Below are 26,342 nucleotides of genomic sequence, written 5' to 3'. Positions count from 1 at the left end.
CCAAGCGAGCGGGACGAAGCAGACAAGCACGAACCTCGCCCGGCCCGCCGGCGCCCACGGGTTCAGGTGCGTTCGACCAGTCGGACGATGACGGCCTTGGAGACCGGGGTGTTCGATTCCTCGGCGGCGCTCTCGAGGGGGACGAGTACGTTCGCCTCGGGATAGTAGGCCGCGGCGCATCCGCGGGCGGTGGGATATGCGACGACCCGCTGGTTGGGGAGCACCCGGTCCGCGTGCCCCGGCCACTCGCTGATCACGTCGACACGCGTGCCATCGGAGAGTCCCAGTTCGGCGATGTCGTCGGGGTGCACGAACACGACGTCCCGACCCTTCTTGATGCCGCGGTATCGGTCGTCGAGACTGTAGATCGTCGTGTTGAACTGGTCGTGCGACCGCAGGGTCTGCAGGATGAGCCGGCCGGCCGGCCGGTCGAGGTGCTCGAGTTCGTTCACCGTGAGTTCGGCCAGTCCGCTCGCGGTGTCGAATCTGCGTTCGTCGCGTGGTCCGTTGGGGAGGATGAATCCGCCCTTGCGCCGGATGTCGGTGTTGTACGACTCGAAGCCCGGGATCACGCGTGAGATCCGCTCGCGGATGAGGTCGTAGTCGCCCTCGAACGCCCGCCACGGGACATCCGCTCGGCTTGGAACGGTTGCGGCGGCCAACCGGCAGACGATCGCGACCTCGGAGAGGAGGTCGGGGGCGACGGGCGGAATCGCGCCGTGGCTCGCGTGCACCGCGCAGACGCTGTCTTCAACGGAGACGAACTGCGGGACGCCGCCCTGGAGGTCGATCTCGGTGCGGCCGAGCGTCGGGAGGATGAGCGCCTCCTCCCCCGTGACGACGTGCGACCGGTTGAGCTTGGTCGACACCTGCACGGTCAGCTTCGCGCCGCGCATCGCGGCCTCGGCGGCGGCCGTGTCGGAGATCGCGCCGACGAAGTTGCCGCCGAGCGCGACGAAGACGTCGATGTCGCCGTCACGGAGTCCGTGCACGGTCTGCAGCGCATCGGCGCCGTGCTTGCGCGGTACTGGGAACGCGAACTCGCGCTCGAGGGCGGCGAGGAACCGCTCGGGCATCCGTTCCCAGATGCCCATGGTGCGGTCGCCCTGCACGTTCGAGTGTCCGCGGATGGGTGATGCCCCCGCGCCCGGCTTGCCGATGTTGCCGCGCAGGAGGAGGAGATTGACGATCTCCCTGATCGTCGCCACGCCCTTCTTCTGCTGAGTGAGGCCCATCGCCCACGTGACGATGACGCGGTCGGCCGCGAGGTACTCGGCGGCGAGGGCGTCGACGTCTTCCACCGGCAGGCCGGTGGCCGCGAGGACCGCGGCTTCGTCGAGGCCGGCCAGATGCGCGCGGAACTCCTCGAGCCCGGTCGTGTGCTCGGCGAGGAACGCGTGGTCGAGCACGGTGCCGGGGGATGCCGCCTCGGCGTCGAGCACGCGCTTGGATACTGCCTGGAGCAGCGCCATGTCGCCGCCGGAGCGGATCTGCAGGAAGCGATCGGCGATGACCGTGCCCTTGCCGATGACGCCGCGGACGCGCTGCGGGTTCTTGTAGCGCACGAGCCCGGCCTCGGGCAGGACGTTGACGGACACGACACGTCCGCCGTTGCGCTTCGTCTCCTCGAGGGCGGAGAGCATGCGCGGATGGTTCGTGCCGGGGTTCTGGCCCATGACGATCACGAGATCGGCCTTCGCGAAGTCGTCGTAGGCGATCGTCGACTTTCCGATGCCGATCGTCGAGGTGAGCGCGGTGCCCGTGGACTCGTGGCACATGTTCGAGCAGTCGGGCAGGTTGTTCGTGCCGAAGGCGCGGACGAACAGCTGATAGAGGAACGCCGCTTCGTTGGAGGCGCGGCCGCTCGTGTAGAACGCGGCCCGGTCGGGACTGTCGAGCCCGTTCAAGCGGTTCGCGACGAGCTCGAACGCGGCATCCCACGTGATCGGCTCGTAGTGATCGGAGCCGGCGGCCTTGTGCACCGGTTCGGTCAGCCGCCCCTGCTGCCCGAGCCAGTACTCGCTGCGGTCGAGGAGCGAGGTCAGCGAGTGCTCAGCCCAGAACGACCGCGGGACGGTGACCGGAGTCGCCTCCCAGGTGGTCGCCTTCATGCCGTTCTCGCAGAACTCGAGCACGTTGCGGTGGCCGGGGTCTGGCCACGCGCAGCTCATGCAGTCGAATCCGTCGCGCTGGTTGATCGCGAGGGCGAGTCGGGTGGTTCGCGTGATGCCCATGCGGTGGAGAGCCGGCTCCATGGAGTGCAGGATGCCGGGGACGCCGACGGCCCAGTCCTTGGGGCGGCCGACCTCGAGGTCGGGGTACGGGTCGACGGCGGGTTCGGTCATGCGCGGACCGCCGTCGCAGTCTTCGCCGACTCGACGATGCGCTCGGCGCCGGAGTAGACCACCATGGACGGACCCCGGAGGAAGCCGACGAGCGTGATACCGGCGTCGCGGGCGTGCTCGACGGCGAGTGACGACGGCGCCGAGACGGCCGCGAGCACCGGGATGCCGGCCATCGACGCCTTCTGCGTGAGCTCGAAGCTCGTGCGCCCGGACACCTGCAGCACCAGGCCGCGGAGCGGGAGCATGCCCTCGCGCGCGGCCCAGCCGATCACCTTGTCGACCGCGTTGTGCCGGCCGACGTCCTCGCGGAGCACGATCATCTCGCCGGTGCGGCCGTCGAACAGGGCGGCAGCGTGAAGGCCGCCCGTCTTCTCGAAGATCTCCTGCCCCGCGCGCAGCCGGTCGGGGAAGGTCGCCAGCAGTTCGGCCTCGACCTCGAGGTCGTCGTCGATGGGGTACGCGGTGCGGGTGTGCACGGCCTCGATGCTGGCCTTGCCGCACACGCCGCACGCACTCGACACGATGAGGCTGCGCTGCAGCGAGGCATCCGGCTGGGAAACCCCCGATGCCAGTGTCAGGTCGAGGACGTTGTAGGTGTTCTCCCCGTCGGGGCCGGCGCAGTGGATGGCCGACGCGACCTGGTCGCCTCGGACGATGACCCCCTCGGAGACGAGGTAGCCGACCGCGAGGTCGACGTCGTGGCCTGGCGTGCGCATCGTGACGGCGAGCGGGCTGCGGCCGACGCGGATCTCGAGCGGCTCCTCGACCGCGACGACGTCGTCTCGCTGCGCCGTGCGGCCGCCGACCGTGATTCGTGTGACCCGCGTCCGCGCGGTGATCCTGCCCATGCCTACCTGCCTACCACGGCGGGCGTTGCACGGGATGCGATCCGAGACGAACTGACGGGTTCGCGGTGCGTGAACACGGAGGTGCGCGGCATCCGCCCTGTGGTGTGATGGCGGCATGGACCTGCTCGTTCTCGGTGGCACGCAATGGCTCGGACGCACGTTGGCGGCAGAGGGGGCGGCCCGCGGGCATCGGGTGACCTGCCTCGCCCGGGGCGAGGCGGGCAGCGTTGCCGCCGGGACGGAGCTCGTGCGCGCCGATCGCTCGGAGCCGGGGGCGTACGACGCCGTCGCCGGGCGTGACTGGGACGCGGTCATCGATGTCACCCGCCAGCCCGGTTACGCCCGTGCGGCCGTCGCTGCGCTCGGGGATACGGCGCGCCATTGGACGTTCATCTCCTCGTGCAACGTGTACGCGCGCCATGACGAGCCGGGTGCCGACGAATCGGCGGCGCTGCTGCCGCCGCTCGCGTCGGACGAGTCGACGCCCGAGACCTACGGCGAGGCGAAGTCGGCGATCGAGCAGGCGTACCGGGAGACCCTCGGCGACCGCTTCCTGACGATCAGGCCGGGCCTCATCGCGGGGCCCGGAGACGCATCGGGGCGCAGCGGGTACTGGGTCGCGAGGATGGCGCGAGCCGCGCGGGACGGCGGTCCGGTCCTCGTGCCCGACATCCTCGATGCCGCGGCGCAGGCGATCCATGTCGACGACCTCGTGCGGTTCACGCTCGACTCGGCCGAGCGCCGGCTGACCGGGGTGTTCAACGCGGTCGGCGATCGAACCACGTTCGGCGCCTGGCTCGACGGCTCAAGGGATGCCGCCGCGTACGACGGCGACGTCGTCGCCATCGACACGGGCTGGCTCGGCGAGCAGGGCGTCGTCGAGTGGTCGGGGCCCGATTCGCTGCCGCTCTGGATCGCGGATCCGGAGTGGAACGCCTTCCTGGACCGGTCGAACGCGGCCGCGAAGCGCGAGGGCCTTCGCGTGCGCCCGCTCGGGCAACTGCTTGCGGAGACGCTCGCGTGGGAGCGCGAGCAGGGACTCGATCGGGACCGGGGCGCCGGCCTCACCGCGGCCAGGGAGGCCGAACTGCTCGCAACCCTGACCGCCTGACACGTCGGATCCGCTCGCGCGGGGTGCGCGGGGTGCGCGGGGTGCGCGGGGTGCGCGGGGTGCGCGGGCGGCGTCCGGGATCGCAGACGACGACCGCATCCGACACGTCGAGGCGACGGACCTCCGATCGGTAGCGTTCAGGCATGCCGAAGCTCTCGCACGACCCCGAATGGCCCCGCGCCGGGGCGTGGTCCATGCTCGACGCGATCTCGCCCGAGGCATCCGTCGACCTCGTCCTGCTGGGCGTGCCCGCCTGGCGGACGTCGCTGTCGCCCACCGGGGCGCACGCGACGCCCGGCGCGATCCGCGACGCGCTGCGGCGGTACAGCCCCGCGCTCATGCCGGATCGGTCGGGTGCGGATGGGGGCGCGACCGGAGTCGCGGCCGGCAAGGTCACAGTCGACAGCCTCGCCCGCGGCATCCGGGACCTCGCCGACCTCGTCATCGCCGACGGCGGCGACATCCACGAGCCCGACGGCCCCGAGGGCGAGGCGCGGACACGGGCCGCAGCGGCGCGCGCCATCGGGCGATCGAGCACGCTGATGGCCCTCGGTGGCGACAACTCGGTGACGGTCGCGACCGCGCTCGGCGCCTGGGGCGACGACCTCGACCGTGCCGGCCTCGTGACGATCGACGCGCACTACGACCTGCGCGACGGCGTCTCCAACGGCTCGCCCGTGCGGCGGCTCGTCGAAGCGGGGCTCGACCCCGCGCGCATCGTGCAGATCGGCATCGCCGACTTCGCGAACTCCGCGGCGTACGCCCGGCGCGCGGCAGGCCTCGGCATCACGGTCGTGCACCGCGACGAGCTGCACCGCCGCAGCCCCTCCGACGTGATGGCCGAGGCGCTCGCCGTCGCCGGGTCCGCGGGCGGTCCGGTGCACCTCGACGTCGACGTCGACGTCTGCGACCGCGCGGTCGCACCGGCCTGCCCCGCCTCGGTGCCCGGCGGCATCGCGGCGTGGGAGCTCCGCGCGCTGGTTCGCGCCGCGGCATCCGACGCCCGGGTGCGCAGCGCCGACCTGGTCGAGATCGACGCGACGATGGATGCGGCGGACCAGCGCACCGTGCGACTCGCCGCGCTGTGCGTGCTCGAGTTCGTGGCGGGCCTCACCGCGCGGCCGACGGTGGAGGGTGGCAGACTCGGCGCATGAAGACGCTCACGCTCGTGCGGCACGCGAAGTCCGACTGGGGGCAGCCGGGCCTCGCCGACCACGATCGCCCGCTCAACGATCGCGGCCTCCGGGACGCACCCGAGATGGGCCGGCGATTGCGAGAGCGCGGGGAGGTGCCCGACCTGATCGTGTCGAGCACGGCGCTGCGGGCGCGCACCACGGCCGGCCTCATCGCCGAGGGGCTCGGCCTCGACGCGGCATCCGTGACGCTCGACGAGCGCCTCTACGGGTCGTCGCCGCAGACGATCCTCCGCGTGATCGGCGAACTCGACGGCGAGCTCGGCCGCGTCATGGTCGTGGCGCACAACCCCGGGATCTCCGACTTCGCCTTCGACCTGACCGAATCGGTCGGCGAGATGCCGACCTGCGCCGTGCTGGGCCTCGACTTCGACATCGACGAATGGGCCGAGATCGAGTTCGAGCCGCCGATCGCGACGAGGTTCGACACGCCCCGGTAGCGTCCTGGCCGGTCCATCCCCGGCAGGAGCGATGCACTCCGCCCCGGTTCAGGCCTCGGACGCCGCGAGCATACGCCGCACGTACGGCGTGGCCGGTGCCGCGCGCAGCTCGTCGAGGGTCCCGCGCTGCGTGACGACGCCGCGCTCGAGCACGAGCACCGAGTCGGCGAGCCTCGCTGCGTCGGCGGGGGAATGCGTGACGAGCACCGTGGCGCCGCCGAAGTCGCGCACGTGCGTCGCGAGCTCGGCGCGCATCTCGTCGCGGACCTCGACGTCGAGCGCGGACATCGGCTCGTCGAGCAGGAGCACGTCGGGCTCGGCAGCCAGTGCCCTCGCGAGCGCGGCGCGCTGGCGCTGCCCGCCCGAGAGCTCGGACGGCAGCCGATCGGCGAGCGCGACGAGGTCGTAGCGCTCGAGCCACGGTTCGGCGGCGGCGCGCGCGGCGGTGCGGGAGCCGCGCATGCGCGCCGCGAACGCGACGTTGTCGCGCACGCTGAGGTGTGGGAACAGCACGTAGTCCTGGAACACGACGCCGACCCGGCGTCGCTCGGGCGGCAGGGCGTCGACACGTCGCGATCCGATCGAGACGGTGCCGGCATCGAGCGGCACGAGCCCGGCGACGGCGGCGAGCAGGCTCGACTTGCCAGCGCCGTTGGGTCCGATGATCGCGAGCGGATGCCCCGGCTGCACGTCGAACGCCGCCGCGATGCGGGTCGCGCCATAGCTGAGCGACACGTCGACTCGCAGCCCCGGGCGCGGGCCCGCGGCATCCGTCGCCCGATCGAGGCCCGTCATGCGGTCGCTCCGGGGAGCCAGCGGTCGCGGAGCGTGAGGAGCACGGCGATCGAGACGGCGAGGAGCAGCAGGGCGAGGGCGACGGCCTCGTCGGGATCGGTCTGCATCGCGAGGTAGCTCGCGATCGGGAGGGTGCGGGTGGTGCCGGGCAGTGAGCCCGCGAAGGTGATGGTCGCGCCGAACTCGCCCAGGGCGCGCGTGAAGCAGAGCACTCCGCCCGCCGCCACGCCGGGGGCGACGAGCGGCAGGGTCACGTGCCGGAAGACCTGCCAGCGGGACGCGCCGAGCGTCGCCGCCGCGAGCTCGGTGCGGCGGTCTGAAGAACGCAGTGCACCCTCGACCGCGAAGACGAGGAAGGGCAGCGCGACGAACACCTGGGCGATCACGACCGCGCCCGTGGTGAACGGGATCGTGACGCCGAATGCGCGGTCGAGCCACTCGCCGACGAGGCCCCGGCGACCGAGGAGCATGAGCAGGGCGATGCCGCCGACGACCGGCGGCAGCACGAGCGGCACGGTCACCGCGGCCCTGAGCAGCCGACGGGAGAGCGTCGGCCACGCCTCGGCGTGCGCGATGAGCGCCGCGAGCGGGATGCCGAGCACGAGGCAGATCGCCGTCGCGAGGACGGCGGTGCCGAACGAGAGCACGAGCGCCTCGAGCACCGCGCTGCTCGCGAGGAGTTCGGGCAGTTCGGCCCACGGTGCCCGCACGACGAGCGCGACGAGCGGCAGCACGAGGACCGCGAGCGCCACGACGGCGACCGCGGTGATCGGCCAGGCGAGTCGCCCGGTGATGCGTGCTGCTGCTCGGGCCACTACGGGGTGCCGAATCCGTACGCGTCGAGCGTCTCGCGGCCGGCGTCGCCGGTCACGAAGGCCACGAATGCCGCGGCCGCCTCGGGTGCGCCCGAACCCGTGAGCGCGGCGATGGGGTAGCGGTTCACGACCGCGGCCGCGCCGTCGACCTCGATGCCCTCGACGTCATCGCCGCCAGCCTCCACGTCGGTGCGGTAGACGAGCGCCGCATCGACCTCGCCGAGCGAGACCTTGGTGAGCACCGCCTTCACGTCGGACTCGAGCGTGTCGGGCGCCGCCGTGACGCCGGCGTTCGCGAGCAGTTCTGCGGATGCCGCGCCGCAGGGCACCGACTCGTCGCAGAGGGCGATGCGCAGGTCGGGGTTCGCGAGGTCGTCGAGGCCCGTCACGCCGGCGGGGTTGCCCGCGGGCACGACGAGCTCGAGCGAGTTCGTGGCGAACACCTCGGGGTTCTCGGCGAGACCGGCATCGACCACCTGCTGCATGGGAGGCTCGGCGGCCGAGGCGAACACGTCGGCGGGGGCGCCCTCGATGATCTGCGTCGCGAGTGCGCCGGAACCGCCGTAGCTCACGGTGACGGAGACGCTCGGGTTGACCTGTTCGAACTGCGTCGCGAGGTCGTCGAACGCCTCGGTGAGCGAGGCGGCCGCGAGCACGGTGATGTCGGCGGGTTCGAGGGCCTGCGTCGACGACTCCGTGGCGGGCGCCGAGGCGGTGCCGTCGCCGTTCGACGCGCTCGTCGCGCAGCCGGCCAGCGACAGCGTGAAGAACAGCGTCGCCGCGACGGCTGCGGTGGTTCGGACGGGCCGGGTCACTCGTGCACTCCCTGGGGTCGTTCGATCGAGACGACCGTCGCCTTGGCGGTCGCGGCGGCGAGCACGCCGGGCTCGAGGCCGAGCTCGTCGGCGGCCTCGCGGCTCATGAGCGAGACGACGCGGAAGGGGCCCGCCTGGAGTTCGACCTGCGCCATCACGCCATCGCGGTGTACCGCGGTAACGAGCCCGATGAAGCGGTTGCGCGACGACGTGCGGGCGAGCGGGAAGGCCTCGGCCAGCGCGTTGCCGCCCGCGTGCTCGGTCATGAGCTCGACGAGGTCGGTGCCCTCGACGACCTGCATGCCGTTCGCGCCGCGGGTGAGGGCGATCCGCCCGTGCTCGCCCCAGCGGCGCACGGTGTCGTCGCTCACCCCCAGCAGGGCGGCGGCTTCGCTGATGCGGAACTGTGTCATCATCTCTCCCGTATTCGCGGAACCATCAGACTACTCTCGCGGCTGACGCGGAAACAATATTCCACATCGCGACACGATCGCGATCGTCTCAAGGCTCGGCTGGTGTGCCGGAACCGCCCGCACGATCGATGCGCCTGCGAGAATCGGGGGATGACCCGCATGGCCGCCGCACCGTCCGCACCTCACTCGATCGGCGCGCACCGATGAGCGCGCGCGTGAGCGTCGAGGAGCACGCGTCGTTCGTGCGCTCGCTGCTCTCGGGCCTCGGCGCGCGACCCACCGAACGCGTCGCGCTCGGCGAGGCGCTCGGTCGCATCACCGCGTCGCCGGTCGAGTCCCCCATCGCCTTGCCGCCGTTCCGGAACTCCCAGATGGACGGCTTCGCCGTGCGGGCCGCGGATGTCGCCGGGGCGCCGGTGTCGCTGTCGATCTCGGGCGAGGTCGCCGCCGCTCCCGGCGCGCCGCTCGCGCTCGAGCCGGGCACCGCGGTGCGCATCATGACCGGCGCCCAGGTGCCCGAGGGCGCCGACGCGGTCGTGCCCGTGGAGGACACGGAGGCCGAGGACGGCGACTCCGTCCGCATCCTCCGGGCCAGGGCGGCCGGCGAGTACGTGCGGGAGGCCGGCTCCGATCTCGCCGCCGGCGACGACGTGCTGCCGCCCGCGCTCCTGCTCGGCTCCCGGCACCTCGCGGCCGCGGCGGCCTCCGGAATCACCGAGCTGCTCGTGCGCGAGCGCGTGCGCGTCGCGGTGATCAGCACCGGCAGCGAACTCGTCGCGCCGGGCGAGGTGCTCGGCGCCGGCGAGATCCCCGACGCGAACGGTGTCGCGCTCGCAGCGGCCGTGCAGGCCGCGGGCGCGATCGTCGTGCACGAGGCCCGCGTGCGCGACGACGTCGACCGCCTCCGCGACGAGCTCGACGCCGCTCGCGCGGCGGGCGCGGAGCTCGTCATCACGAGCGGGGGCGTCTCCAAGGGTGCCTATGAGGTCGTCCGCGAACTCCTCGAGCCGCTCGGCGCGTGGGTCGGGAGCGTCGCGATGCAACCCGGCGGCCCGCAGGCTGCGGCAGCCTACCGGGGCATGCCCGTGATCGGGTTCCCGGGCAATCCGGTCAGTGCGCAGCTCTCGTTCGAGCTCTTCGTCGCGCCGACGCTGCGGGCGATCTCGGGTCGGCCCGCGGCATCCGTCGACCGTCTCGTGCTGGCCGAACCCCTCGTGTCCGTCGCCGGGCGTCGCCAGTACCTGCGCGGCCGCCGTGATGCCGAGGGCCGCGCCGTGCTCGTGGGCGGACCCGGTTCGCACCTCGTCGCGGCGCTCGCGGCATCCGACCTGCTGATCGTCGTGCCCGAGGAGGTCATCGAGCTCGCGGCCGGCGAATCGGTGGAGACGATCGCGCTCTGACCCGGGCTACGGCCGGGACTCCGGCTGCGGCTCGGGGTGGTCGACGATCGTGAGCTGGGCGACGAGCGCGAGCTCGGTGCTCGTGCGGCGTCGCAGCTCCTCGGCGTCGACGCCGGCCATGGCGGCGCGCACGGCCGCGCCCTCCCAGACGAGCAGCATGATGCGCGCGGCCTCGTCGGACGAGACGCGGAACTCGATGCCCTTGGCGCGCCCGATGTCGGACACGATCTGGGCGACGCCGCGCTGCATCTCGGCCTCCTGCTGCAGGTAGGCCGCGGCGAGGTCTGGGTTGCGCAGGGCGTGGATGCGGATCTCGCTCATGAGGAGCACGCCGAGCCGGTCGTCGGCTGAGACGTCGAGCACCTGCTCGATGATGGCGAACGCGTTGGCAGGCCGGGTGTCGAACCCGCCCTCCTCCTCGAGCTGGCCGACCCTGGATCGCACCGCCTCGACGCGCTCGCCCGCCACGATGCCCGAGAGCTCGAGGAACAGCTCGTCCTTCGACTCGAAGTTGGAGTAGAACGCGCCGCGGGTGAAGCCGGCCCGGTCGCAGACGGCTTCGACGGATGCCGCATCGAGGCCGACCTCGGCGAAGACCTGGGCCGCCGCGTCGAGCAGCTTGCGCCTCGTGCGTTCACGGCTCCGCGTCGCCGTCGCCGCGGGCACCTCGGGTTCGGCCATGACTCTCATTCAACCCCCGGTTTCACACGAAGGCCACAGGTTCGTGGCGCGCGTCCGTCCTACGATACAACTATGTATCGGATACAGCGCTGTATCGAATTGTCCTGACATCGGCTCGGAGGCGCTGTGTCCACTCTGCTCTACTCGCTCGGTCGCTGGTCCTATCGGCACCCGTGGCGCGTGCTCGTCTCGTGGCTGCTGCTGCTCGTGATCGCCGGCGGCGCCTTCGCGATGTTCGGCAAGGGCACCAGCAACTCCTTCTCGATCCCCGGCACCGAGTCGCAGGCCGGCCTCGAGCAGCTGAACCGCTCGTTCCCGCAGGCGAGCGGCACGAGCGCGCAGTTCATCGTCGTCGCCCCCGACGGGCAGAGCATCGAGGACGAGGCGTTCACCACGGAGATCGAGCAGACGATCACCGAGATCGAGGGGCTCGACGGCGTGCTCGCCGTGACCGACCCGTACGACGAGATGGTCACCGGCCTCATCTCCGATGACGACAGTGCCGCGCTCGTGCGGCTGCAGTTCGACGGCGAGGCCACCGACGTGCCCGCGGCCACCAAGGACGACCTCGGCCAGCTCACCGAGGACCTCGAGGCCGCGCTGCCGGACGGCTCCGAGGTCTCGCTCGGGGGCGACCTGTTCGCCGTCTCCGTGCCGGGCGTCACGCTCACCGAAGCCGTCGGGCTGCTCATCGCGCTGTTCGTGCTCATCGTCACGTTCCGCTCGATCGCCGTGGCGTTCCTCCCCCTCGCCTCCGCGGTGATCGGCGTCGGCCTCGCGCTCTCGCTCATCATGCTCTCGACCGCGTTCGCGACGATCTCCTCGACCACGCCCCTGCTCGCGCTCATGCTCGGACTCGCCGTCGGCATCGACTACGCGCTGTTCATCATGGCCCGACATCAGGACCAGGTGAGAGCAGGTGAGGACCCGGAGGAATCGGCGGCCAGGGCGACCGGAACGGCCGGCTCCGCCGTCGTCTTCGCGGGCATCACCGTGCTCATCGCCCTCATCGGCCTCGGATTCGCGAACATCCCGTTCCTCACGGTCATGGGCATCGCCGCCGCGGTGGCCGTCGCGATCGCCGTGCTCGTCGCCATCACGCTCACGCCCGCCTTCCTCGGGTTCGCGAAGGGTCGCGTCGTCGGCTGGAAGCGTCGCGAACCGCGCCGGCGGCGCCGGGCAACGAGCCGTGCGGATGCCGCGGGCGGCCGTGCCGCGGCATCCGACCGGATCTCGGCATCCGATGCCGACGCGACCGGGGCCGACGCGGACGCCGCATCGGGCGAGCCCGCCCGGCGGGGCTTCGCCGCTCGCTGGGTGGGCCTGGTCACCAGGCACCCCGTCGTCACGACCGTCGCGGTCGTGCTCTCCCTCGGACTCATCGCCGTGCCGGCCGCGAGCCTCGCGCTCGCGCTGCCGAACGCCGGGATGCTGCCGGAGGACAACGAGGCGCGCCAGTCGTACGACCTCGTTGCCGAGCACTTCGGCCCCGGCTTCAACGGGCCGCTCGTCATGACCGGCACCATCGTCACCTCGACCGACCCGCTCGGGCTCATGGAGGACCTCGGCGACGAGATCGCCACCCTGCCGGGCGTCGAGACCGTCGCGCTCGCGACCCCGAACGAGACCGCCGACACCGGCATTGTGCAGATCATCCCGACGACCGCGCCAGACGACCCGGCGACGGCCGACCTCGTGCGCGAGCTCCGCGGCCAGCACGACCACTTCCTCGACGAGTACGGCGTCGACCTCAAGGTCACGGGCTTCACGGCCGTCGCGATCGACATCTCCGATCGACTCGGCGCCGCACTGCTCCCGTTCGGCATCTTCGTCGTCGGGCTCTCGCTCATCCTGCTCGCGATCGTGTTCCGATCCATCTGGGTGCCGATCACCGCCGCGGTCGGATACCTGCTCTCGGTGCTCGCCGCATTCGGCGTCGTGGCCGCGGTCTTCGAGTGGGGCTGGTTCGCCGACGTGCTGCACGTGACGAAGGTCGGGCCGATCATCAGCTTCATGCCGATCGTCGCGATGGGCGTGCTGTTCGGACTCGCGATGGACTACCAGGTCTTCCTCGTCAGCCGCATGCGCGAGGACTACGTGCACGCCCGCAAGGCCCTCGACGGCCATGCGAGCCGCAGCCCTCGAGAGGTCGCCATCGGCGCCGTGCGCTCGGGCTTCACCGCCTCCGCGCGCGTCGTCACGGCCGCCGCCGTCATCATGTTCGCGGTCTTCGCCGCGTTCGTGCCCGAGGGCGACTCCTCGCTCAAGCCCATCGCGCTCGGCCTCGCCGTCGGCATCGCGATCGACGCGTTCGTCGTGCGCATGACGTTCGTGCCCGCGGTCATGGCGCTGCTCGGCGACAAGGCCTGGTGGCTGCCGAAGTGGCTCGACCGCGTGCTGCCCCACTTCGACATCGAGGGCGAGGCCGTCGAACGCGAGCTCGCGCTCGCCGACTGGCCTGAACCCGACACGACGGCCGCGGTCGTCGGCGCCGGCGTCTCGCTCGTCGAACGCGACGTCACCGTGTTCGAGGGCGTGAGCCTGCGCGTCGAACCCGGACAGTCGCTCATCGTCACCGGCACCGACCGCATCGCCACGCGCGCCCTGCTCCTGGCCATCGCCGGCCGCATCGACCCCACGGGCGGGCGCCTGCGCGTCGGCGGCCACCTGCTGCCGGGCCGATCGGCATGGGTGCGCTCGCGCGTCGGCGTCGCCCTGCTCGGCGACGCGGACGATCCCGCCGCCGAGGTGCGGCGCGCGGCCCGCGGACGCGGCGGCATCGTCGTGATCGACGGCGCCGACCAGCTCGTCGACGCGACCGCCCGCGACCGCGTCGCGTCCGCCCTGTGGGACGCCTCGCTCGAGGCATCCGTCACCGTCGTGCTCTCGGCGACCGACGCCGAGACGGCGCGTGCGCTGCTCGCATCGGCCGGCCGCAGCGACGTCCCCGTGCTCGAACTCACCCCGCCCGCCGAACCGGCGCCGGCACTCTCCACCACCGAGGTGAACGCATGACCCTCCCCATCGAACGCGCGCGCTCGAAGCGTCCCGTCACCTGGCTCACGATCATCGGCGTGCTGATGCTGCCCGTCGTCATCGGCGGCATCCTCGTCGCGGCCCTCTACAACCCGACCGAACGGCTCGACACCCTGAACGCCGCGATCGTGAACGAGGACGAGCCGGTCACGATCGACGACCAGCTCGTACCGCTCGGACGCCAGCTCACCGCCGGGCTCGTCGAGGGGGCCGGCGACGACACGTCGAACCTCACCTGGACGATCTCGAACGCCGACGACGCGACGTCCGGCCTCGCCGACGGCACGTACGCCGCCGTCATCACGATCCCCGAGAACTTCTCGGCGGCCGCGACGTCCACCGCCCCCGGCGGCACGCCCGAGCGCGCCACGATCGAGGTGACGACGCCGCCCGACAGCCTCGTCGTCGACGACGCGATCACGGCGCAGGTCACGCAGACCGCGACGAGCGTGCTCGGCGAGCAGCTCTCGTCCACGTACCTCGAGAACGTGTTCCTCGGGTTCACGAGCCTCGGCACGCAACTCGGCACCGCGGCCGACGGCGCCGTGAAGCTCGCCGACGGCGCGCAGCAGGCCGCCGACGGCGCGGCCGCACTGCCCGACGGCGCGACCCAGCTCGCAACCGGTGCCGCAGGCCTCTCGACCGGCGCCGCGTCGCTCGGCACCGGTCTCGACACCATCGCCGAGGGCACGAGCGGTGCCGCCGCCGGCGCGGGCGCGCTGGCCTCCGGGCTGCGCGACGCGGCCGCGGGCGTGAACAACCAGGACCTCGTCGGGGCGGCGCAGGCAACGGCCGCCAACGCCTCGGATGCCGCCACGCAGACCGTCGGCGTCGCGACATCCGCCGGCGACCTCGCGATGACCCTCGGCACGCTCGCGGCGCAATGCGTCCAGCCGAGCCCGACGAGCACCTTCTGCGCCGACCTCGCGGCGGCCGCGGCGGACGCGGGCACGGTCGCGACCGATGCGGGTGCCGCAGCGAAGGCCGCCGGCACCGCCAGCGGGTACGCGCAGCCGACCGCCGACGGCATCGCGCAGCTCACCACCCAGTCGAGCGCCGGACTCACCGAAGCCGCCGCGAAGACCGACGAGCTCTCGGCCGGCCTCACCCAGCTCGCCGACGGCACGACGCAGTCGGCCGACGGAGCCCGAGCGCTCGCCGACGGCGCCACGCAGCTGGGTTCGGGCGCCGACGCGCTCGCCGCCGGTGCCGGCACCCTCGCGACCGGCGTGCAGTCGCTCGCCGACGGCACGGATGAACTCGCGACCGGGCTCCGCACCGCGTCGGAGTCGGTCCCCTCGTACACCGACGGCGAGGCGCAGAGCCTCGCGTCGGTCGTCGCGGACCCGGTCTCGGCCGAAGGGGCGGGCGACTCGCTGTTCGGGGCATCCGCGATCCCGCTGCTCGCGACGCTCGCGCTCTGGTTCGGGGGTCTCGCGACGTTCGTCGCCCTGCAGGCCGTGTCCCGCCGGGCGCTCACCTCGCGCGCGCCGTCGGCGTTGCTCGCACTCCGCGGGTTCGCACCGGCCGCCGCGCTCGGCGCCCTGCAGGGCGTGCTCGTCGCCGTGGTCGTGCAGCTCGCCGCCTCGTACGAGGTCGGCCAGTGGCTCACGTTCGCGGCCGTCTGCGTCGGGGCGGGCGTCGCTTTCTCCGCCGTGAACCAGGGGCTCGTCGCCGTGCTCGGCGGCGCCGGCAGATGGGTCTCGGCCCTGATCGGCGTGCTCGCGGTCGCGACGGGAGTGGTCTCGACGGTGCCCGGCGTGCTCAGCGAGGTGGCCGCCCTCATGCCGACCTCGCCCGCCTACAACGGGATGGTCGCGGCGCTCACGTCCGCCGACGGTCTCGGCGCCGCGGTCGTCGGGCTCGTCGTGTGGACGGTGCTCTCGTTCGCGGCGACGACGATCGCGGTCGCCCGCCGGCGCACCACCTCCGTGCGGGCGCTGCTGCAGACCGCCGCGCCGATCGGAGCCTGAGCGGCGCCCGACGACGACTCGGCCGACGGGCCGTGAGCGGAATCCCCGCTCGCGGCCCGTTCCGCGTTCACGGCGTGCGCGATGGCGGCTAGCGTGAGGGTATGAACCCGCTCACCCATCTCGACGACGACGGTCGTGCGCGCATGGTCGACGTCGGCGCCAAGCCGGTGACGCGCCGCGTCGCGATCGCCGAGGGGCGCCTCGACACGACGACCGAGGTGGTCGGGCTGGTCCGCAGCGACGGCCTCAAGAAGGCCGATGTCCTGCCGACGGCTCGCATCGCGGGCATCCAGGCGGCCAAGCGCACGAGTGATCTCATCCCGCTGGCGCACATCGTGCCGCTCGACGCGGTGTCGATCGACTTCGGGTTCGAGCAGCGCGCGATCACGATCCGCGCGACCGTCTCCACGACCGCCCGCACGGGCATCGAGATGGAGGCGCTCACCGCGGTCGCGGTCGCCGCCCTCACCCTGCACGACATGGTCAAGGCCATCGATCCGGCGGCGCAGACCGGCGGCATCCGCCTGGTCGAGAAGCGCGGCGGCAAGCGCGGCATCTGGCGAGCGGATGCCCCGGAGCCGGCCCTGCCCGCCACGGGTCCGGCCGCGCCCACCGAGCCGGCGACGGATGCCGCACCTTCGCGCCCGGCGCTCGTCCTCGTCTCCTCGACCAGGGCGGCCGCCGGCGAGGCAGCCGACACCACGGGGCCGATCATCGTCGACTGGCTGCGCGAACGCGGCTACGACGCACCCGCGCCGATCGTCGTCTCGGACGCTGACATCGCCGACGCCGTACGCGGGGCCGTCGCGGGTTCGCCCGCCGTGCTCATCACGACCGGCGGCACCGGCGTGAACCCCGGCGACCGCACACCTGAGGCGACGCTCGCCGTGCTCGACCAGGAACTCGCCGGTGTCGCCGAGGCGATCCGCGCCGCCGGACGTGCGGCGACGCCGACGGCCGCGCTGAGCCGGGCGCTGGCCGGCATCGCCGGACGCTCGGTCGTCGTGAACCTCCCCGGATCGCGGGGCGGCGTCGCCGACGGCCTGGCCGTGCTCGACGGGCTCCTGCCGCATCTCGTCGACCAACTCGCCGGCGGTGACCACGCACCGCGCGAGGCCGCTGCCGACACGCGAGTCGGCCCCGATCACGGGAGCCACGCGACATCCGCTCGACCCGAAGGAGACACCGATGTCTGAACCCGAGGTCCTCGCGCGCGTCACCACCGACGTGCTCGACCGTGCCGAGATCGAGGCGTTCGTGCGTTCGCCCGAGAACGGCGCGCTCGTGACCTTCGAGGGCGTGATCCGCGACCACGACCACGGCGAGAGCGTGACCGCCCTCGACTACGAGGCCCATCCCGAGGCCGAGGCGTTCCTGCGCGAGACCCTCGCCCAGGTCGCTCGCGAGACGGGATTGCGCATCGCGGCCGCGCACCGCATCGGTTCCCTCGGCATCGGCGACGTGGCGCTCGTGGCCTCCGTCGCCGCGCCGCACCGGGCGCAGGCGTTCTCGGTCTGCGGGTTCCTCGTCGACCGCATCAAGGAGCACACGCCGATCTGGAAGCGGCAGCACCTCGACGGCGGCACCACCGAATGGGTGAACCTCTGAACCTCTGAGCTTCTGAACCGCTGAGCCGAGGCGGCGTTCGCGGCTCGAGGCGTCTCGCCCCCACCGGCGTGCTGATCAGAGCGGAATCGACTCGGCGCGAATGCGTTCGAGTCGTTCGGGTTCCGAGAACGCGAGTCCGGTCGCGGACGTGACCTCGACCGGTGTCATGAGCACGCCGCGCGCCAGATCGGCGAGCATGGGCGCGGCGTCACCGCCCATCATGATGTCCGTCTCGGCGAGGATCTCGACCAGGTCGACGTCGTCGCCCTTCGCGAACGGTCCGATGAGTCGGACGTCGGATGCCCCGTGACGGGCGAAGAGCCGCAGCAGTTCATCGCGGCGGAGGATGAGCCGTTGGCGGACGGAGAGATCGGTGTACGGCAACCGCTCAGGTCCCGCAGGCATCCGCGTCGCTGCGTACGCGACCACCGCCTCGGCGAGGACGTGCTTCTTCGTGGTGCCGAGGAGGTAGGCGAGGTCGTCGACCAGCCGACCCGTCTCCGCATCCGCCTTGAGTGAGCTGTCGGTCATGTCGCGTCCTTTCGGGGAGGGGACTCCGTTCTGGATTACGGTGCCGGAGTGCCGGAGTGCCGGAGTGCCGGAGTGCCGGAGTGCCGGAGTGCCGGAGTGCCGGAGTGCCGGAGTGCCGGAGTGCCGGAGTGCCGGAGTGCCGGAGTGCCGGAGTGCCGGAGTGCCGGAGTGCCGGAGTGCCGGAGTGCCGGAGTGCCGGAGTGCCGCGTGTTCTGAGAGCAAGACTGCCGACCGACACCGGGACCGGGTCGGGGATCCCGAGGCTGTGGGTACTTCGCGGCTTCGGCGCACCATGGGGAGGACGGGATGCAGCACAGTGGCTCAGTGACGTGCGCCCGTCGGAGGGTGGCTGTGGGTGATGCGGGATCGGACGGGGCGGGATGCAGGCGGTGTCTTCACGCTGAAGGGTGCCGGGGGTGCACGGGACTTGCCGGGGCGGGAGGTCGTCGGTGTCCTCACGCCGTGAGTGCCGTGAGTGCCGTGAGTGCCGTGGGTGACGCGGGAATTGCCGGGCGGGATGCCGGTGGCGTGCGCGCGTCGGAAGGCTCCGTGATCGGCGGGGAGCCGTCGGGGATCGGTTCAGCGCTCGGCGAGGGCTCCGAGACGGTCGGCGACGTCGGGGGTGGCGCCCGGTGTCGTGCCGCGACCGATGGCGAGGCCGAGCATGAACGCCGTGACCGGGCCCGCAGGGCGGGCGACCCCGTGCGCCACACGGCGGGTCAGATCGAGGATGTCGCCGACCGGAATCTCAGCGGGATCGAGTCCGAGGTCGGCGGCGACCTTCGCGACCCAGGCATCGAGGTCCGCCGGAGTGGTGTCGGGGGTCTCTGCGTTCATCGGGGCTCCTGAGGTCGGATCGGGTGGTCGGCGATGCCTCGCTCGGCGTCAGCGCGGGCGTGGTCCGCGGCGGACTCGTGCGCGGCGCGGGCACGTTCGAGGTCGGCCCAGGTGTCGACGTCGGCCGCGCTGCCGGCATCGTCGATGGCGACGAGGTCGAGCGAGGCGACGAGGTGCCGCATGGCGGCGCCGTCGGCCGGCCGGTCGAGCGCGGCGAAGGCCCGGTCGAGGACAGCACGGGCATAGACGGCAGTGAGCCACTGGGTGCGGCCGTCGGCGTCGACGAGGCAGGCGCCGTCTCGTGGGGCGCCGGACTCGTCGTCAGCGCGATGCGCGAGCAGTCGTGCGACCGCGAGGCCCGCGGCCGGCAGGTCGCAGGCGAGCACGAGCACGTCGGATGCCGCGGCGGCGATGCCGAGATCCTGTGACGGCTCATTGCTCGACCGGTCGACGGCTCCGCCACTCGGGCGGCTCGCGGCGTCGAGGGCCGCGAGGCCTGCGGCGATCGCCGCGACGGGGCCGCCGAACGGCGGGTTCTCGCGAACCACGAGGCATCCGGGAGCCACGAGCGACGACGGTCCGACGACGACGATGCGGCGGACGCCCGCTGAGCGGGCCGCGTCGACGGCGTGCTGCAGCAGCGTGCGGCCTCCGACCTCGAGGTCGGGCTTGCTCGCCCCGTCGAGGCGACTCGCCCGCCCGCCCGCGAGCAGCACGGCGTCGAGTGGACGCGTCGCGGCATCCGTCATGGGAGCACCAAGACGTCGACGACGTCGCCGGGATCGACGCGCTCGACCTGCTCGGGCACGAGGGCGAACCCGTCGGCGGCCGCGAGCCCGCCCGAGAGGTGCGAGCCAGCGCCGCCGCTCGTGGCCGGGCGCACGGCGGGTGCGTCGCCCTCTTCGCCCGCGCGGCCCTCCGCGGTCGGGGCGACGAAGGACACCGGCATGACCTGCAGCCGGCCGGAGGGGGAGGACCATCCGCGCGCGACCTCCGCTCGCACGCGCCGACGCTGCACCGTGCGTCCCTGCAGTGTCAGCAGCGCCGGTCGCACGAACACCTCGAACGACACGGCCACCGCGACGGGGTTGCCGGGCAGGCCGAACACGGGCGTGCCGTCGGCGAGCCGCCCGAACGCCTGCGGGGATCCCGGCTGCATCGCCACGCGCACGAACTCGACCGTGCCGAGCTTGGCCAGCACTCGGCGCACGACGTCGTACGCGCCCACGCTCACGCCGCCGGAGAACACCACGGCGTCGCAGGGTTCACGCTCCTCGAGCCACGCGCGCAGCAGGTCGGCGTCGTCGGGCATGCGCACCACCTCGGTGACCGCGCAGCCCGCCTCGCGCACGAGGCCCGCGAGGAGCAGCGAGTTCGAGTCGGGGATGATCCCGGGCGCGAGCGCCTCACCGGGCTCGGCGAGCTCGCTGCCCGTCGCGACCACGCTCACCCGCGGCATCCGCACGACCGGGAGGTCGGAATGGCCCGCGGTCGCCGCACCCGCGACCTGCCGCGGACCGAGCACCGTGCCCGCCTCGAGCAGACGGTCGCCGACGCGGAGGTCCTCGCCCGCGCGGCGGATGTGGCGCCCGATCGGCGGTGCGCTGAAGATGAGGACCCGGTGCACGTCGGACCCCGGGGTCTCATCGCCGCCGCCATCGGTGCGTTCGACGGGCACGACGGTGTCGGCTCCGGTCGGGATCGGGGCCCCGGTCATGATGCGCGCGGCCTCGCCGCCACCGAGCGGCTCCGCCTCGTGCGCCGAGGACGAGCCCGCGGCGTGATCGGCCACCACGGTCAACGCGACCGGCCGCTCGGGCGTCGCATCGGCGACATCCGCCCACCTCACCGCGTAGCCGTCCATGGCCGAGTTGTCGAACGGAGGCGAGGCGATGAGGGCGTCGACGGATGCCGCGAGCGTGCGCCCTGCGGCATCCGCGAGCCGCACGTGTTCGACGGCCTCGGACCCGCGCTCCACCACGATGTGCCGCATCGACCGGAGCACGCGCTCGAGGTGCTGCGCCACCGGGATCAGGGTGGCCGTCTCGTGGAACGCGGCCCGCGTGCTCGGCATGCGTCTACGGTAGCGCCGACCGTGCGTCGCGGCGGTCGGCGTATCCAGCCCTCGCGCGACGGGTAACCGGTGACAGCGGCCCGTGTCGTCGGTATCGTCGGGCGTGGAGAGGGGTGCGAATGTCATTCGTCACGCGTGGATTCGGCGGCAGGTCACGGGATCGCGACGATCGGCTCCCGCCGGGGCAGACCCTGGTGCACGACTTCCCGGTGCTCTCGGCCGGGCCGACGCCCGAGGTCGACACCGAGGAGTGGTCGTTCACCATCGTCGCCGAGACCGGCACGCACCGGTGGACGTGGGACGAGTTCCAGGCGCTCCCGGCCGAGGACATCACGACCGACATCCACTGCGTGACGCACTGGTCGAAGCTCGGCACGAGCTGGCGCGGCGTCTCGCTCGACACGCTCTTCGAGGACGTCGAGTCGCAGTTCGACTTCGTCATGGCGCACAGCTTCGGCGGGTACACGACGAACGTGCCGCTCGATGAACTGCTCGACGGACAGGCGTGGATCGCCACCGAGTTCGACGGCGAACCCCTCGACCCCGAGCACGGCGGCCCGGCGCGGCTGCTCGTGCCCCACCTGTACTTCTGGAAGAGCGCCAAGTGGGTGCGATCGCTCGTGATGATGCCGCGTGACGACCCGGGCTTCTGGGAGCAGAACGGCTACCACATCCACGGCGACCCGTGGCAGGAGGAGCGGTACTGGTGATCGGGCGCCCCACTGTTCCGCGATCGGGCTGGCATGCGGCGACCGTCGTCGCCAAGACGGCCGAGACCCGCACGGCCGCACGCCTCGAGCTCGAGGTCGAGGGCTGGCCGGGCAACGCCGCGGGGCAGCACCTCGATGTGCGCCTGACCGCTCCCGACGGGTACACCGCGACGCGCTCGTACTCGATCGCCTCGTCGGGGCCGGCCACCGGTGATGCGACTCGCGTCGTGCTCGCCGTCGACCGGGTGCCTGGTGGCGAGGTCTCCCCGTACCTCGTCGATGAGGTGCGTGCTGGCGACCGCTTCGAGGTGCACGGTCCGCTCGGCGCGTTCTTCGTGTGGCAGCCTGTGGCGGATGCCGCGGCGCCGGCGCGACCCGTGCAGCTCATCGCCGGCGGCTCGGGCGTCGTGCCGCTCGTCGCCATGGCGCAGGCCCACGGCGACGCCGACGATGCGACCCCGTTCCGCATGCTCTACTCGGTGCGCACACCCGACGACGTGTACTTCGCGCCCGAGCTCGAGGCGCTCGTCGCGGCATCCGCGCCGTTCGCACTCGACCTCGTCTACACGCGCTCCGCGCCCGAGGGCTGGTCGGTCGCGCCCGGCCGCGTCACGCGCGATGCGCTCGCCGCAGCGGTCATCCCGGCGGGCGAGGCGCCGCGCGTCTACGTCTGCGGCTCGACCGGCTTCGTCGAGCGGGTCGCGTCGTGGCTCATCGAACTCGGGCACGATGCCCGGGACATCCGCACCGAACGTTTCGGAGGAACCTGATGGATCACCTCGACGGCAATGCGCTCGCCGGCCCGCTCGCCGACTACTTCTCGTTCGACGTGACGGCTGCCCGTGCGAGGTGCAACGGCTGCGGCGAGGTCGCCGAGTTCGCGCGCGCGCTCGTGTTCACGAGCCCCGCCGGCACCGTGGTGCGCTGCGGATCGTGCGAGCACGTGCTCGCGACGCTCGTCGAGGCAGGCGATCGCGCGTGGATCGGCTTCAGCGGGGTCAGCGCCCTCGAAGTGCGCCGCGCCTGACGCCGCGTGGCTCGACGCCGCGTGGCTCGACGCCGCGTGGTCCGACGCCGCGTGGCGGCGGGCGCGGGCGTCCTTCGGATCGTGTCGGCCTTGGAGGCGCGAGACCAGAACCATCGGGTGACGGACGCGTTCGGCCACCTCGGAGTGTGGTTCCCCTGCGAAACCCTGTAGCGAAGTAGCGAAGTAGCGCCGGTTTCAGGAGGAATACCCCCACCCGTGACGCACCGATTGCTCGAAGGTCGACTCCTGGACGCGCGACCGAGTCGATCAGCCGCGGAACGGAGGATCGGGCCGAGAAACTCAGTGGTGATGTGGTGATGTGGTGATGTGGTGATGTGGTGATGTGGTGATGTGGTGATGTGGTGATGTGGTGATGTGGTGATGTGGTGATGTGGTGCCGAATCCGAGAACGGCACCCCGCCGGAGGTCCCCGTGGGCGGACTTGTGCGCGGCGAGTGGTCCGCGACCAGCGGCACCCAGCCGGAGGTTGCCGGCGGTGACCTTTGGTCCGCGGCTCGTGGTCCGCAGCTCGTGGTCCGTAGCGCGTGGTCCGCGGATCCCGTTGCCCGCGGCGGGTGGTTCGCAGCCCCGGGCCGAACCTGGATTCGGCCGGCGAGGCGCTGCTCAGCCTGCGACGAGCGCTCCCGCTGCCCAGACGCGACGCACGAGCGGTACGCCCGGCCGATAGGCGAGGTGCACGTGGCTCGGGGCGTCGAGCTCGACGAGGTCGGCCCGAGCGCCCGGGCGGATCGCCCCGACATCCGTGCGTCGCAGTGCCGCCGCGCCGCCCGCGGTCGAGGCCCACACGGCCTCGGCCGGCGTCATGCCCATGTCGCGCACAGCCACGGCGATGCAGAACGGCAGCGAACTCGTGAAGCTCGACCCGGGGTTGCAGTCGCTCGCGAGGGCGACGGTCGCGCCGGCGTCGATGAGGCGGCGCGCGTCGGGATACGGCTGCCGCGTCGAGAACTCGACGCCCGGCAGCAGCGTGGCCACCGTGTCGGATGCTGCGAGCGCCGCGACATCCGCATCGTCGAGGTAGGTGCAATGGTCGACGGAGGCCGCCCCGAGCTCGACCGCGAGCCGGACACCGCCGCCCGGGCCGAGCTGGTTGCCGTGCACGCGGATGCCGAGCCCCGCCGCAGCGCCCGCCTCCAGCACGCGGCGCGACTGCTCCGGCGTGAAGGCGCCGCGCTCGCAGAACGCGTCGACCCAGCGGGCGTGCGGCGCGCAGGCATCGAGCATCTCGCCGACCACGAGGTCGACGTAGGCATCGGCCGCGCGGGCGGACGCCTCGGGGGTGCCGGGCTCGCCGAACGCGGGGTCCTCGCGGAACTCGAACGGCACGACGTGGGCGCCGAGGAACGTGACCTCGTCGGTGACCTCGCGGGCCAGGCGCACGAGGCGCTCCTCGTCGGCGACGCTCAGGCCGTAACCCGACTTGATCTCGAACGTCGTCGTGCCCTGCGCGTGCAGCTCGGCGACGAATCCTGCGAGGCGGTCGCGGAGCTCGTCGTCGCTCGCAGCGCGCGTCGCCGCGACGGTCGAGCGGATACCGCCTGCCTCGTATGCCCGTCCGGACATACGCGCCGCGAACTCGTCGGCCCGGTCGCCGCCGAAGACGAGGTGCGTGTGGCTGTCGACGAAGCCGGGGATGACGGCGCGGCCGCCGAGATCGATGATCTCGACGTCGGCGTCCCACAGTGTGCGGTGCTCCTCTGCCTCACGGCGGTCGTCGCGCTCGGCGGGCCCCGCCAGTCGCTCGTGCGCGTGGGTGGAGCGACCGACCCACGCGATGCGTCCGTCCTCCACGAGCACCGCGGCGTCGCGCAGGAGGCCGAGCGACCCGCCGTCGCGGTCGGGTGCCGGGTCATTGGTCACGAGCTCGGCGATGCCCGTGAGCAGCATCCGTGCCGCAGCCGCGCCGTCGCTCATGCGTCGAGCATAGGCACGCGCAGGCCGCGCTCGCGAGCGACCTCGACCGCCCGCTCGTATCCCGCGTCGACGTGCCGCATGACGCCGGTGCCCGGGTCGTTCACGAGTACGCGCGCGATCTTCTCGGCGGCGAGGTCGGTGCCGTCGGCGACGATGACCTGGCCGGCGTGGATCGAACGGCCGATGCCGACGCCGCCGCCGTGGTGCAGCGACACCCACGTCGCGCCCGAGGCCGTATTGAGCAGGGCGTTCAGCAGCGGCCAGTCGGCGATCGCGTCGGAGCCGTCGGCCATGGCCTCGGTCTCGCGGTAGGGGCTCGCGACCGAGCCGGAGTCGAGGTGGTCGCGCCCGATGACGACCGGAGCGCTGAGCTCGCCCGAGGCCACCATCTCGTTGAACTTCAGGCCCGCGAGGTGCCGTTCCTGGTAGCCGAGCCAGCAGATGCGCGCGGGCAGGCCCTCGAAATGCACCTTCTCGCCGGCCTGCGTGATCCAGCGGTGAAGGTGCTCGTCGTCGGGGAACAGCTCGAGGATCGCACGGTCGGTCGCGGCGATGTCGGCGGGGTCGCCCGAGAGGGCCGCCCAGCGGAACGGGCCCTTGCCCTCGGCGAAGAGCGGGCGGATGTAGGCCGGCACGAAGCCCGGGAACGCGAACGCGCGGTCGTAGCCGCCGAGCTCGGCCTCGCGGCGGATCGAGTTGCCGTAGTCGAAGACCTCGGCGCCGGCATCCTGGAACTCGACCATCGCCCGCACCTGCTTCGCCATCGACGCGCGGGCCCGGTCGGTGAAGGCCTCGGGGTCGGATGCCGCGAGCTCGTGCCACTCGGCCACGCTCACGCCCTCGGGGAGATAGTTGAGCGGGTCGTGCGCGCTCGTCTGGTCGGTGACGATGTCGATCGCGACGCCGCGGGCGAGGAGCTCGGGGAACACGGTCGCGGCGTTGCCGACGAGGCCGACGCTGAGCGGCGTGCGCGCCTCCTTCGCGGCGAGCACTCGGGCGATCGCGTCGTCGAGGTCGTCGGTCATCTCGTCGAGGTAGCCGTGCTCGACGCGTCGGGCGAGACGGGTCTCGTCGACGTCGACGATGAGCACGACGCCCTCGTTCATGGTCACGGCGAGGGGCTGGGCTCCGCCCATGCCGCCGCATCCGCCCGTGAGGGTCAGCGTGCCCGCGAGCGTGCCGTCGTACCGCGCCCGGGCGATCGCGCCGAACGTCTCGTACGTGCCCTGCAGGATGCCCTGCGTGCCGATGTAGATCCACGAGCCGGCCGTCATCTGGCCGTACATCGTGAGACCCTGCTGCTCGAGCCGGCGGAACTCGGGCCACGTCGCCCAGTCGCCCACGAGGTTCGAGTTGGCGATGAGCACGCGCGGCGCCCACTCGTGCGTGCGGAAGACGCCGACCGGCTTGCCCGACTGCACGAGCAGCGTCTCGTCGGCCTCGAGGTCCTCGAGCGTGCGGACGATCGCGTCGAAGGACTCCCAGTTGCGGGCCGCCTTGCCGGTGCCGCCGTAGACGATGAGGTCCTCGGGGCGCTCGGCGACCTCGGGGTCGAGGTTGTTCATGAGCATGCGCAGCGGCGCCTCGGTCTGCCAGCTCTTCGCGGTCAGCTGCGATCCGCGGGCGGCGCGAACGGTGCGCGGGGCGTGCTCGGTGGTCGGTGCGTCGGTCATGTTCCGATCCCACACCACGGCCGTCGAGCCGACAACGGATGCCGCGAGCGCGGCGTCCGGGATCCCAGACGCGGCCAGGCGG

At 72.6% G+C, this 26,342-nt stretch carries 24 protein-coding genes; 11 read left to right on the top strand and 13 right to left on the bottom strand.

Annotated elements, in window-relative coordinates; all coding sequences use genetic code 11:
* Positions 1-62 precede the first annotated feature (62 nt).
* Positions 63-2,345 carry an FdhF/YdeP family oxidoreductase gene (locus tag ACR3IO_RS03750; RefSeq protein ID WP_434069817.1) on the bottom strand — a complete coding sequence of 761 codons (2,283 nt, stop codon included), beginning with the start codon at positions 2,343-2,345 and terminating at the stop codon, positions 63-65.
* Entirely contained in the window at positions 2,342-3,193 is an 852-nt protein-coding gene (fdhD, locus tag ACR3IO_RS03745) for a formate dehydrogenase accessory sulfurtransferase FdhD (protein WP_434069816.1), read from the bottom strand. The genes ACR3IO_RS03750 and fdhD overlap by 4 nt, the downstream gene beginning before the upstream one ends.
* Positions 3,194-3,308: 115 nt before the next feature.
* Between fdhD and ACR3IO_RS03740 the strand changes: the two genes are divergently transcribed.
* The 3 genes from ACR3IO_RS03740 (at position 3,309) to ACR3IO_RS03730 (ending at position 5,937) form a co-directional block, all read left to right on the top strand.
* The gene (locus tag ACR3IO_RS03740) at positions 3,309-4,304 is read left to right on the top strand and encodes an NAD-dependent epimerase/dehydratase family protein (protein ID WP_434069815.1); all 996 of its coding nucleotides are present in this window, start codon (positions 3,309-3,311) and stop codon (positions 4,302-4,304) included.
* A gap of 143 nt (positions 4,305-4,447) precedes the next feature.
* Positions 4,448-5,458: an arginase family protein gene (locus ACR3IO_RS03735; RefSeq protein WP_434069814.1), complete on the top strand. Its 1,011-nt coding sequence runs from the start codon at positions 4,448-4,450 to the stop codon at positions 5,456-5,458.
* The gene (locus ACR3IO_RS03730; RefSeq protein ID WP_434069813.1) at positions 5,455-5,937 is read left to right on the top strand and encodes a SixA phosphatase family protein; all 483 of its coding nucleotides are present in this window, start codon (positions 5,455-5,457) and stop codon (positions 5,935-5,937) included. Before ACR3IO_RS03735 ends, ACR3IO_RS03730 begins: the two co-directional genes overlap by 4 nt.
* 48 nt (positions 5,938-5,985) lie before the next feature.
* On the opposite strand, the gene ACR3IO_RS03725 is transcribed toward ACR3IO_RS03730, so the two are convergent.
* From ACR3IO_RS03725 to ACR3IO_RS03710, 4 genes are read right to left on the bottom strand one after another with little or no spacing between them, the layout of a single operon-like run.
* The gene (locus ACR3IO_RS03725) at positions 5,986-6,732 is read right to left on the bottom strand and encodes an ABC transporter ATP-binding protein (protein WP_434069812.1); all 747 of its coding nucleotides are present in this window, start codon (positions 6,730-6,732) and stop codon (positions 5,986-5,988) included.
* Entirely contained in the window at positions 6,729-7,547 is an 819-nt protein-coding gene (modB, locus tag ACR3IO_RS03720; protein WP_434069811.1) for a molybdate ABC transporter permease subunit, read from the bottom strand. Before modB ends, ACR3IO_RS03725 begins: the two co-directional genes overlap by 4 nt.
* Entirely contained in the window at positions 7,547-8,362 is an 816-nt protein-coding gene (gene modA, locus ACR3IO_RS03715; RefSeq protein ID WP_434069810.1) for a molybdate ABC transporter substrate-binding protein, read from the bottom strand. The genes modB and modA overlap by 1 nt, the downstream gene beginning before the upstream one ends.
* Positions 8,359-8,775, bottom strand: a complete 417-nt coding sequence (locus tag ACR3IO_RS03710) for a TOBE domain-containing protein (protein WP_434069839.1) — start codon at positions 8,773-8,775, stop codon at positions 8,359-8,361. The genes modA and ACR3IO_RS03710 overlap by 4 nt, the downstream gene beginning before the upstream one ends.
* A gap of 203 nt (positions 8,776-8,978) precedes the next feature.
* Between ACR3IO_RS03710 and ACR3IO_RS03705 the strand changes: the two genes are divergently transcribed.
* The gene (locus ACR3IO_RS03705) at positions 8,979-10,175 is read left to right on the top strand and encodes a molybdopterin molybdotransferase MoeA (RefSeq protein WP_434069809.1); all 1,197 of its coding nucleotides are present in this window, start codon (positions 8,979-8,981) and stop codon (positions 10,173-10,175) included.
* A 6-nt stretch (positions 10,176-10,181) separates the two neighbouring features.
* Here the strand turns inward: ACR3IO_RS03705 and ACR3IO_RS03700 are convergent, their stop codons facing one another.
* On the bottom strand, positions 10,182-10,856 hold the full coding sequence (locus ACR3IO_RS03700; RefSeq protein WP_434069808.1) for a TetR/AcrR family transcriptional regulator: 675 nt from the start codon (positions 10,854-10,856) through the stop codon (positions 10,182-10,184).
* A gap of 126 nt (positions 10,857-10,982) precedes the next feature.
* Here ACR3IO_RS03700 and ACR3IO_RS03695 point away from each other — a divergent pair, with 126 nt between their 5' ends.
* From ACR3IO_RS03695 to ACR3IO_RS03680, 4 genes are all read left to right on the top strand, one after another.
* Complete coding sequence (locus tag ACR3IO_RS03695) at positions 10,983-13,871, top strand: MMPL family transporter (RefSeq protein WP_434069807.1); 2,889 nt, start codon at positions 10,983-10,985, stop codon at positions 13,869-13,871.
* Entirely contained in the window at positions 13,868-15,865 is a 1,998-nt protein-coding gene (locus ACR3IO_RS03690; protein ID WP_434069806.1) for a YhgE/Pip domain-containing protein, read from the top strand. Before ACR3IO_RS03695 ends, ACR3IO_RS03690 begins: the two co-directional genes overlap by 4 nt.
* A gap of 101 nt (positions 15,866-15,966) precedes the next feature.
* Positions 15,967-17,061 carry a bifunctional molybdenum cofactor biosynthesis protein MoaC/MoaB gene (gene moaCB, locus ACR3IO_RS03685; RefSeq protein ID WP_434069805.1) on the top strand — a complete coding sequence of 365 codons (1,095 nt, stop codon included), beginning with the start codon at positions 15,967-15,969 and terminating at the stop codon, positions 17,059-17,061.
* The gene (locus tag ACR3IO_RS03680; RefSeq protein ID WP_434069804.1) at positions 17,054-17,473 is read left to right on the top strand and encodes a molybdenum cofactor biosynthesis protein MoaE; all 420 of its coding nucleotides are present in this window, start codon (positions 17,054-17,056) and stop codon (positions 17,471-17,473) included. Before moaCB ends, ACR3IO_RS03680 begins: the two co-directional genes overlap by 8 nt.
* Before the next feature lie 75 nt (positions 17,474-17,548).
* Here ACR3IO_RS03680 and ACR3IO_RS03675 read toward each other — a convergent pair whose 3' ends face one another.
* The 4 genes from ACR3IO_RS03675 to ACR3IO_RS03660 form a co-directional block, all read right to left on the bottom strand.
* A complete protein-coding gene (locus ACR3IO_RS03675; protein WP_434069803.1) occupies positions 17,549-18,004 on the bottom strand; it encodes a hypothetical protein in 456 nt (151 codons plus the stop codon).
* 579 nt (positions 18,005-18,583) lie between these two features.
* Positions 18,584-18,841, bottom strand: a complete 258-nt coding sequence (locus ACR3IO_RS03670) for a DUF6457 domain-containing protein (protein ID WP_434069802.1) — start codon at positions 18,839-18,841, stop codon at positions 18,584-18,586.
* Entirely contained in the window at positions 18,838-19,590 is a 753-nt protein-coding gene (gene mobA / locus ACR3IO_RS03665; RefSeq protein WP_434069801.1) for a molybdenum cofactor guanylyltransferase, read from the bottom strand. Before mobA ends, ACR3IO_RS03670 begins: the two co-directional genes overlap by 4 nt.
* Entirely contained in the window at positions 19,587-20,915 is a 1,329-nt protein-coding gene (locus ACR3IO_RS03660) for a molybdopterin molybdotransferase MoeA (RefSeq protein ID WP_434069800.1), read from the bottom strand. Before ACR3IO_RS03660 ends, mobA begins: the two co-directional genes overlap by 4 nt.
* A gap of 119 nt (positions 20,916-21,034) precedes the next feature.
* On the opposite strand from ACR3IO_RS03660, the gene ACR3IO_RS03655 reads away from it, so the two are divergent.
* From ACR3IO_RS03655 to ACR3IO_RS03645, 3 genes are read left to right on the top strand one after another with little or no spacing between them, the layout of a single operon-like run.
* Positions 21,035-21,625, top strand: coding sequence for a sulfite oxidase-like oxidoreductase (locus ACR3IO_RS03655; RefSeq protein WP_434069799.1), 591 nt, complete (start codon positions 21,035-21,037; stop codon positions 21,623-21,625).
* Complete coding sequence (locus tag ACR3IO_RS03650; protein WP_434069798.1) at positions 21,622-22,395, top strand: FAD-binding oxidoreductase; 774 nt, start codon at positions 21,622-21,624, stop codon at positions 22,393-22,395. The genes ACR3IO_RS03655 and ACR3IO_RS03650 overlap by 4 nt, the downstream gene beginning before the upstream one ends.
* The gene (locus tag ACR3IO_RS03645; protein WP_434069797.1) at positions 22,395-22,652 is read left to right on the top strand and encodes a DUF6510 family protein; all 258 of its coding nucleotides are present in this window, start codon (positions 22,395-22,397) and stop codon (positions 22,650-22,652) included. The genes ACR3IO_RS03650 and ACR3IO_RS03645 overlap by 1 nt, the downstream gene beginning before the upstream one ends.
* Positions 22,653-23,276: 624 nt before the next feature.
* On the opposite strand, the gene hutI is transcribed toward ACR3IO_RS03645, so the two are convergent.
* Positions 23,277-24,587: an imidazolonepropionase gene (gene hutI, locus ACR3IO_RS03640; RefSeq protein WP_434069796.1), complete on the bottom strand. Its 1,311-nt coding sequence runs from the start codon at positions 24,585-24,587 to the stop codon at positions 23,277-23,279.
* Positions 24,584-26,260 (bottom strand): urocanate hydratase, encoded by a 1,677-nt coding sequence (gene hutU, locus ACR3IO_RS03635; RefSeq protein ID WP_434069795.1) that lies wholly within the window; start codon positions 26,258-26,260, stop codon positions 24,584-24,586. The genes hutI and hutU overlap by 4 nt, the downstream gene beginning before the upstream one ends.
* Between the last annotated feature and the right edge of the window lie 82 nt (positions 26,261-26,342).

It is taken from the genome of Agromyces sp. Marseille-Q5079, assembly GCF_051016555.1.
Taxonomy (GTDB): domain Bacteria; phylum Actinomycetota; class Actinomycetes; order Actinomycetales; family Microbacteriaceae; genus Agromyces.
The sequence above is the reverse complement of the archived record's forward strand: the minus strand, read 5'-3'. Positions and strand labels throughout refer to the sequence as shown.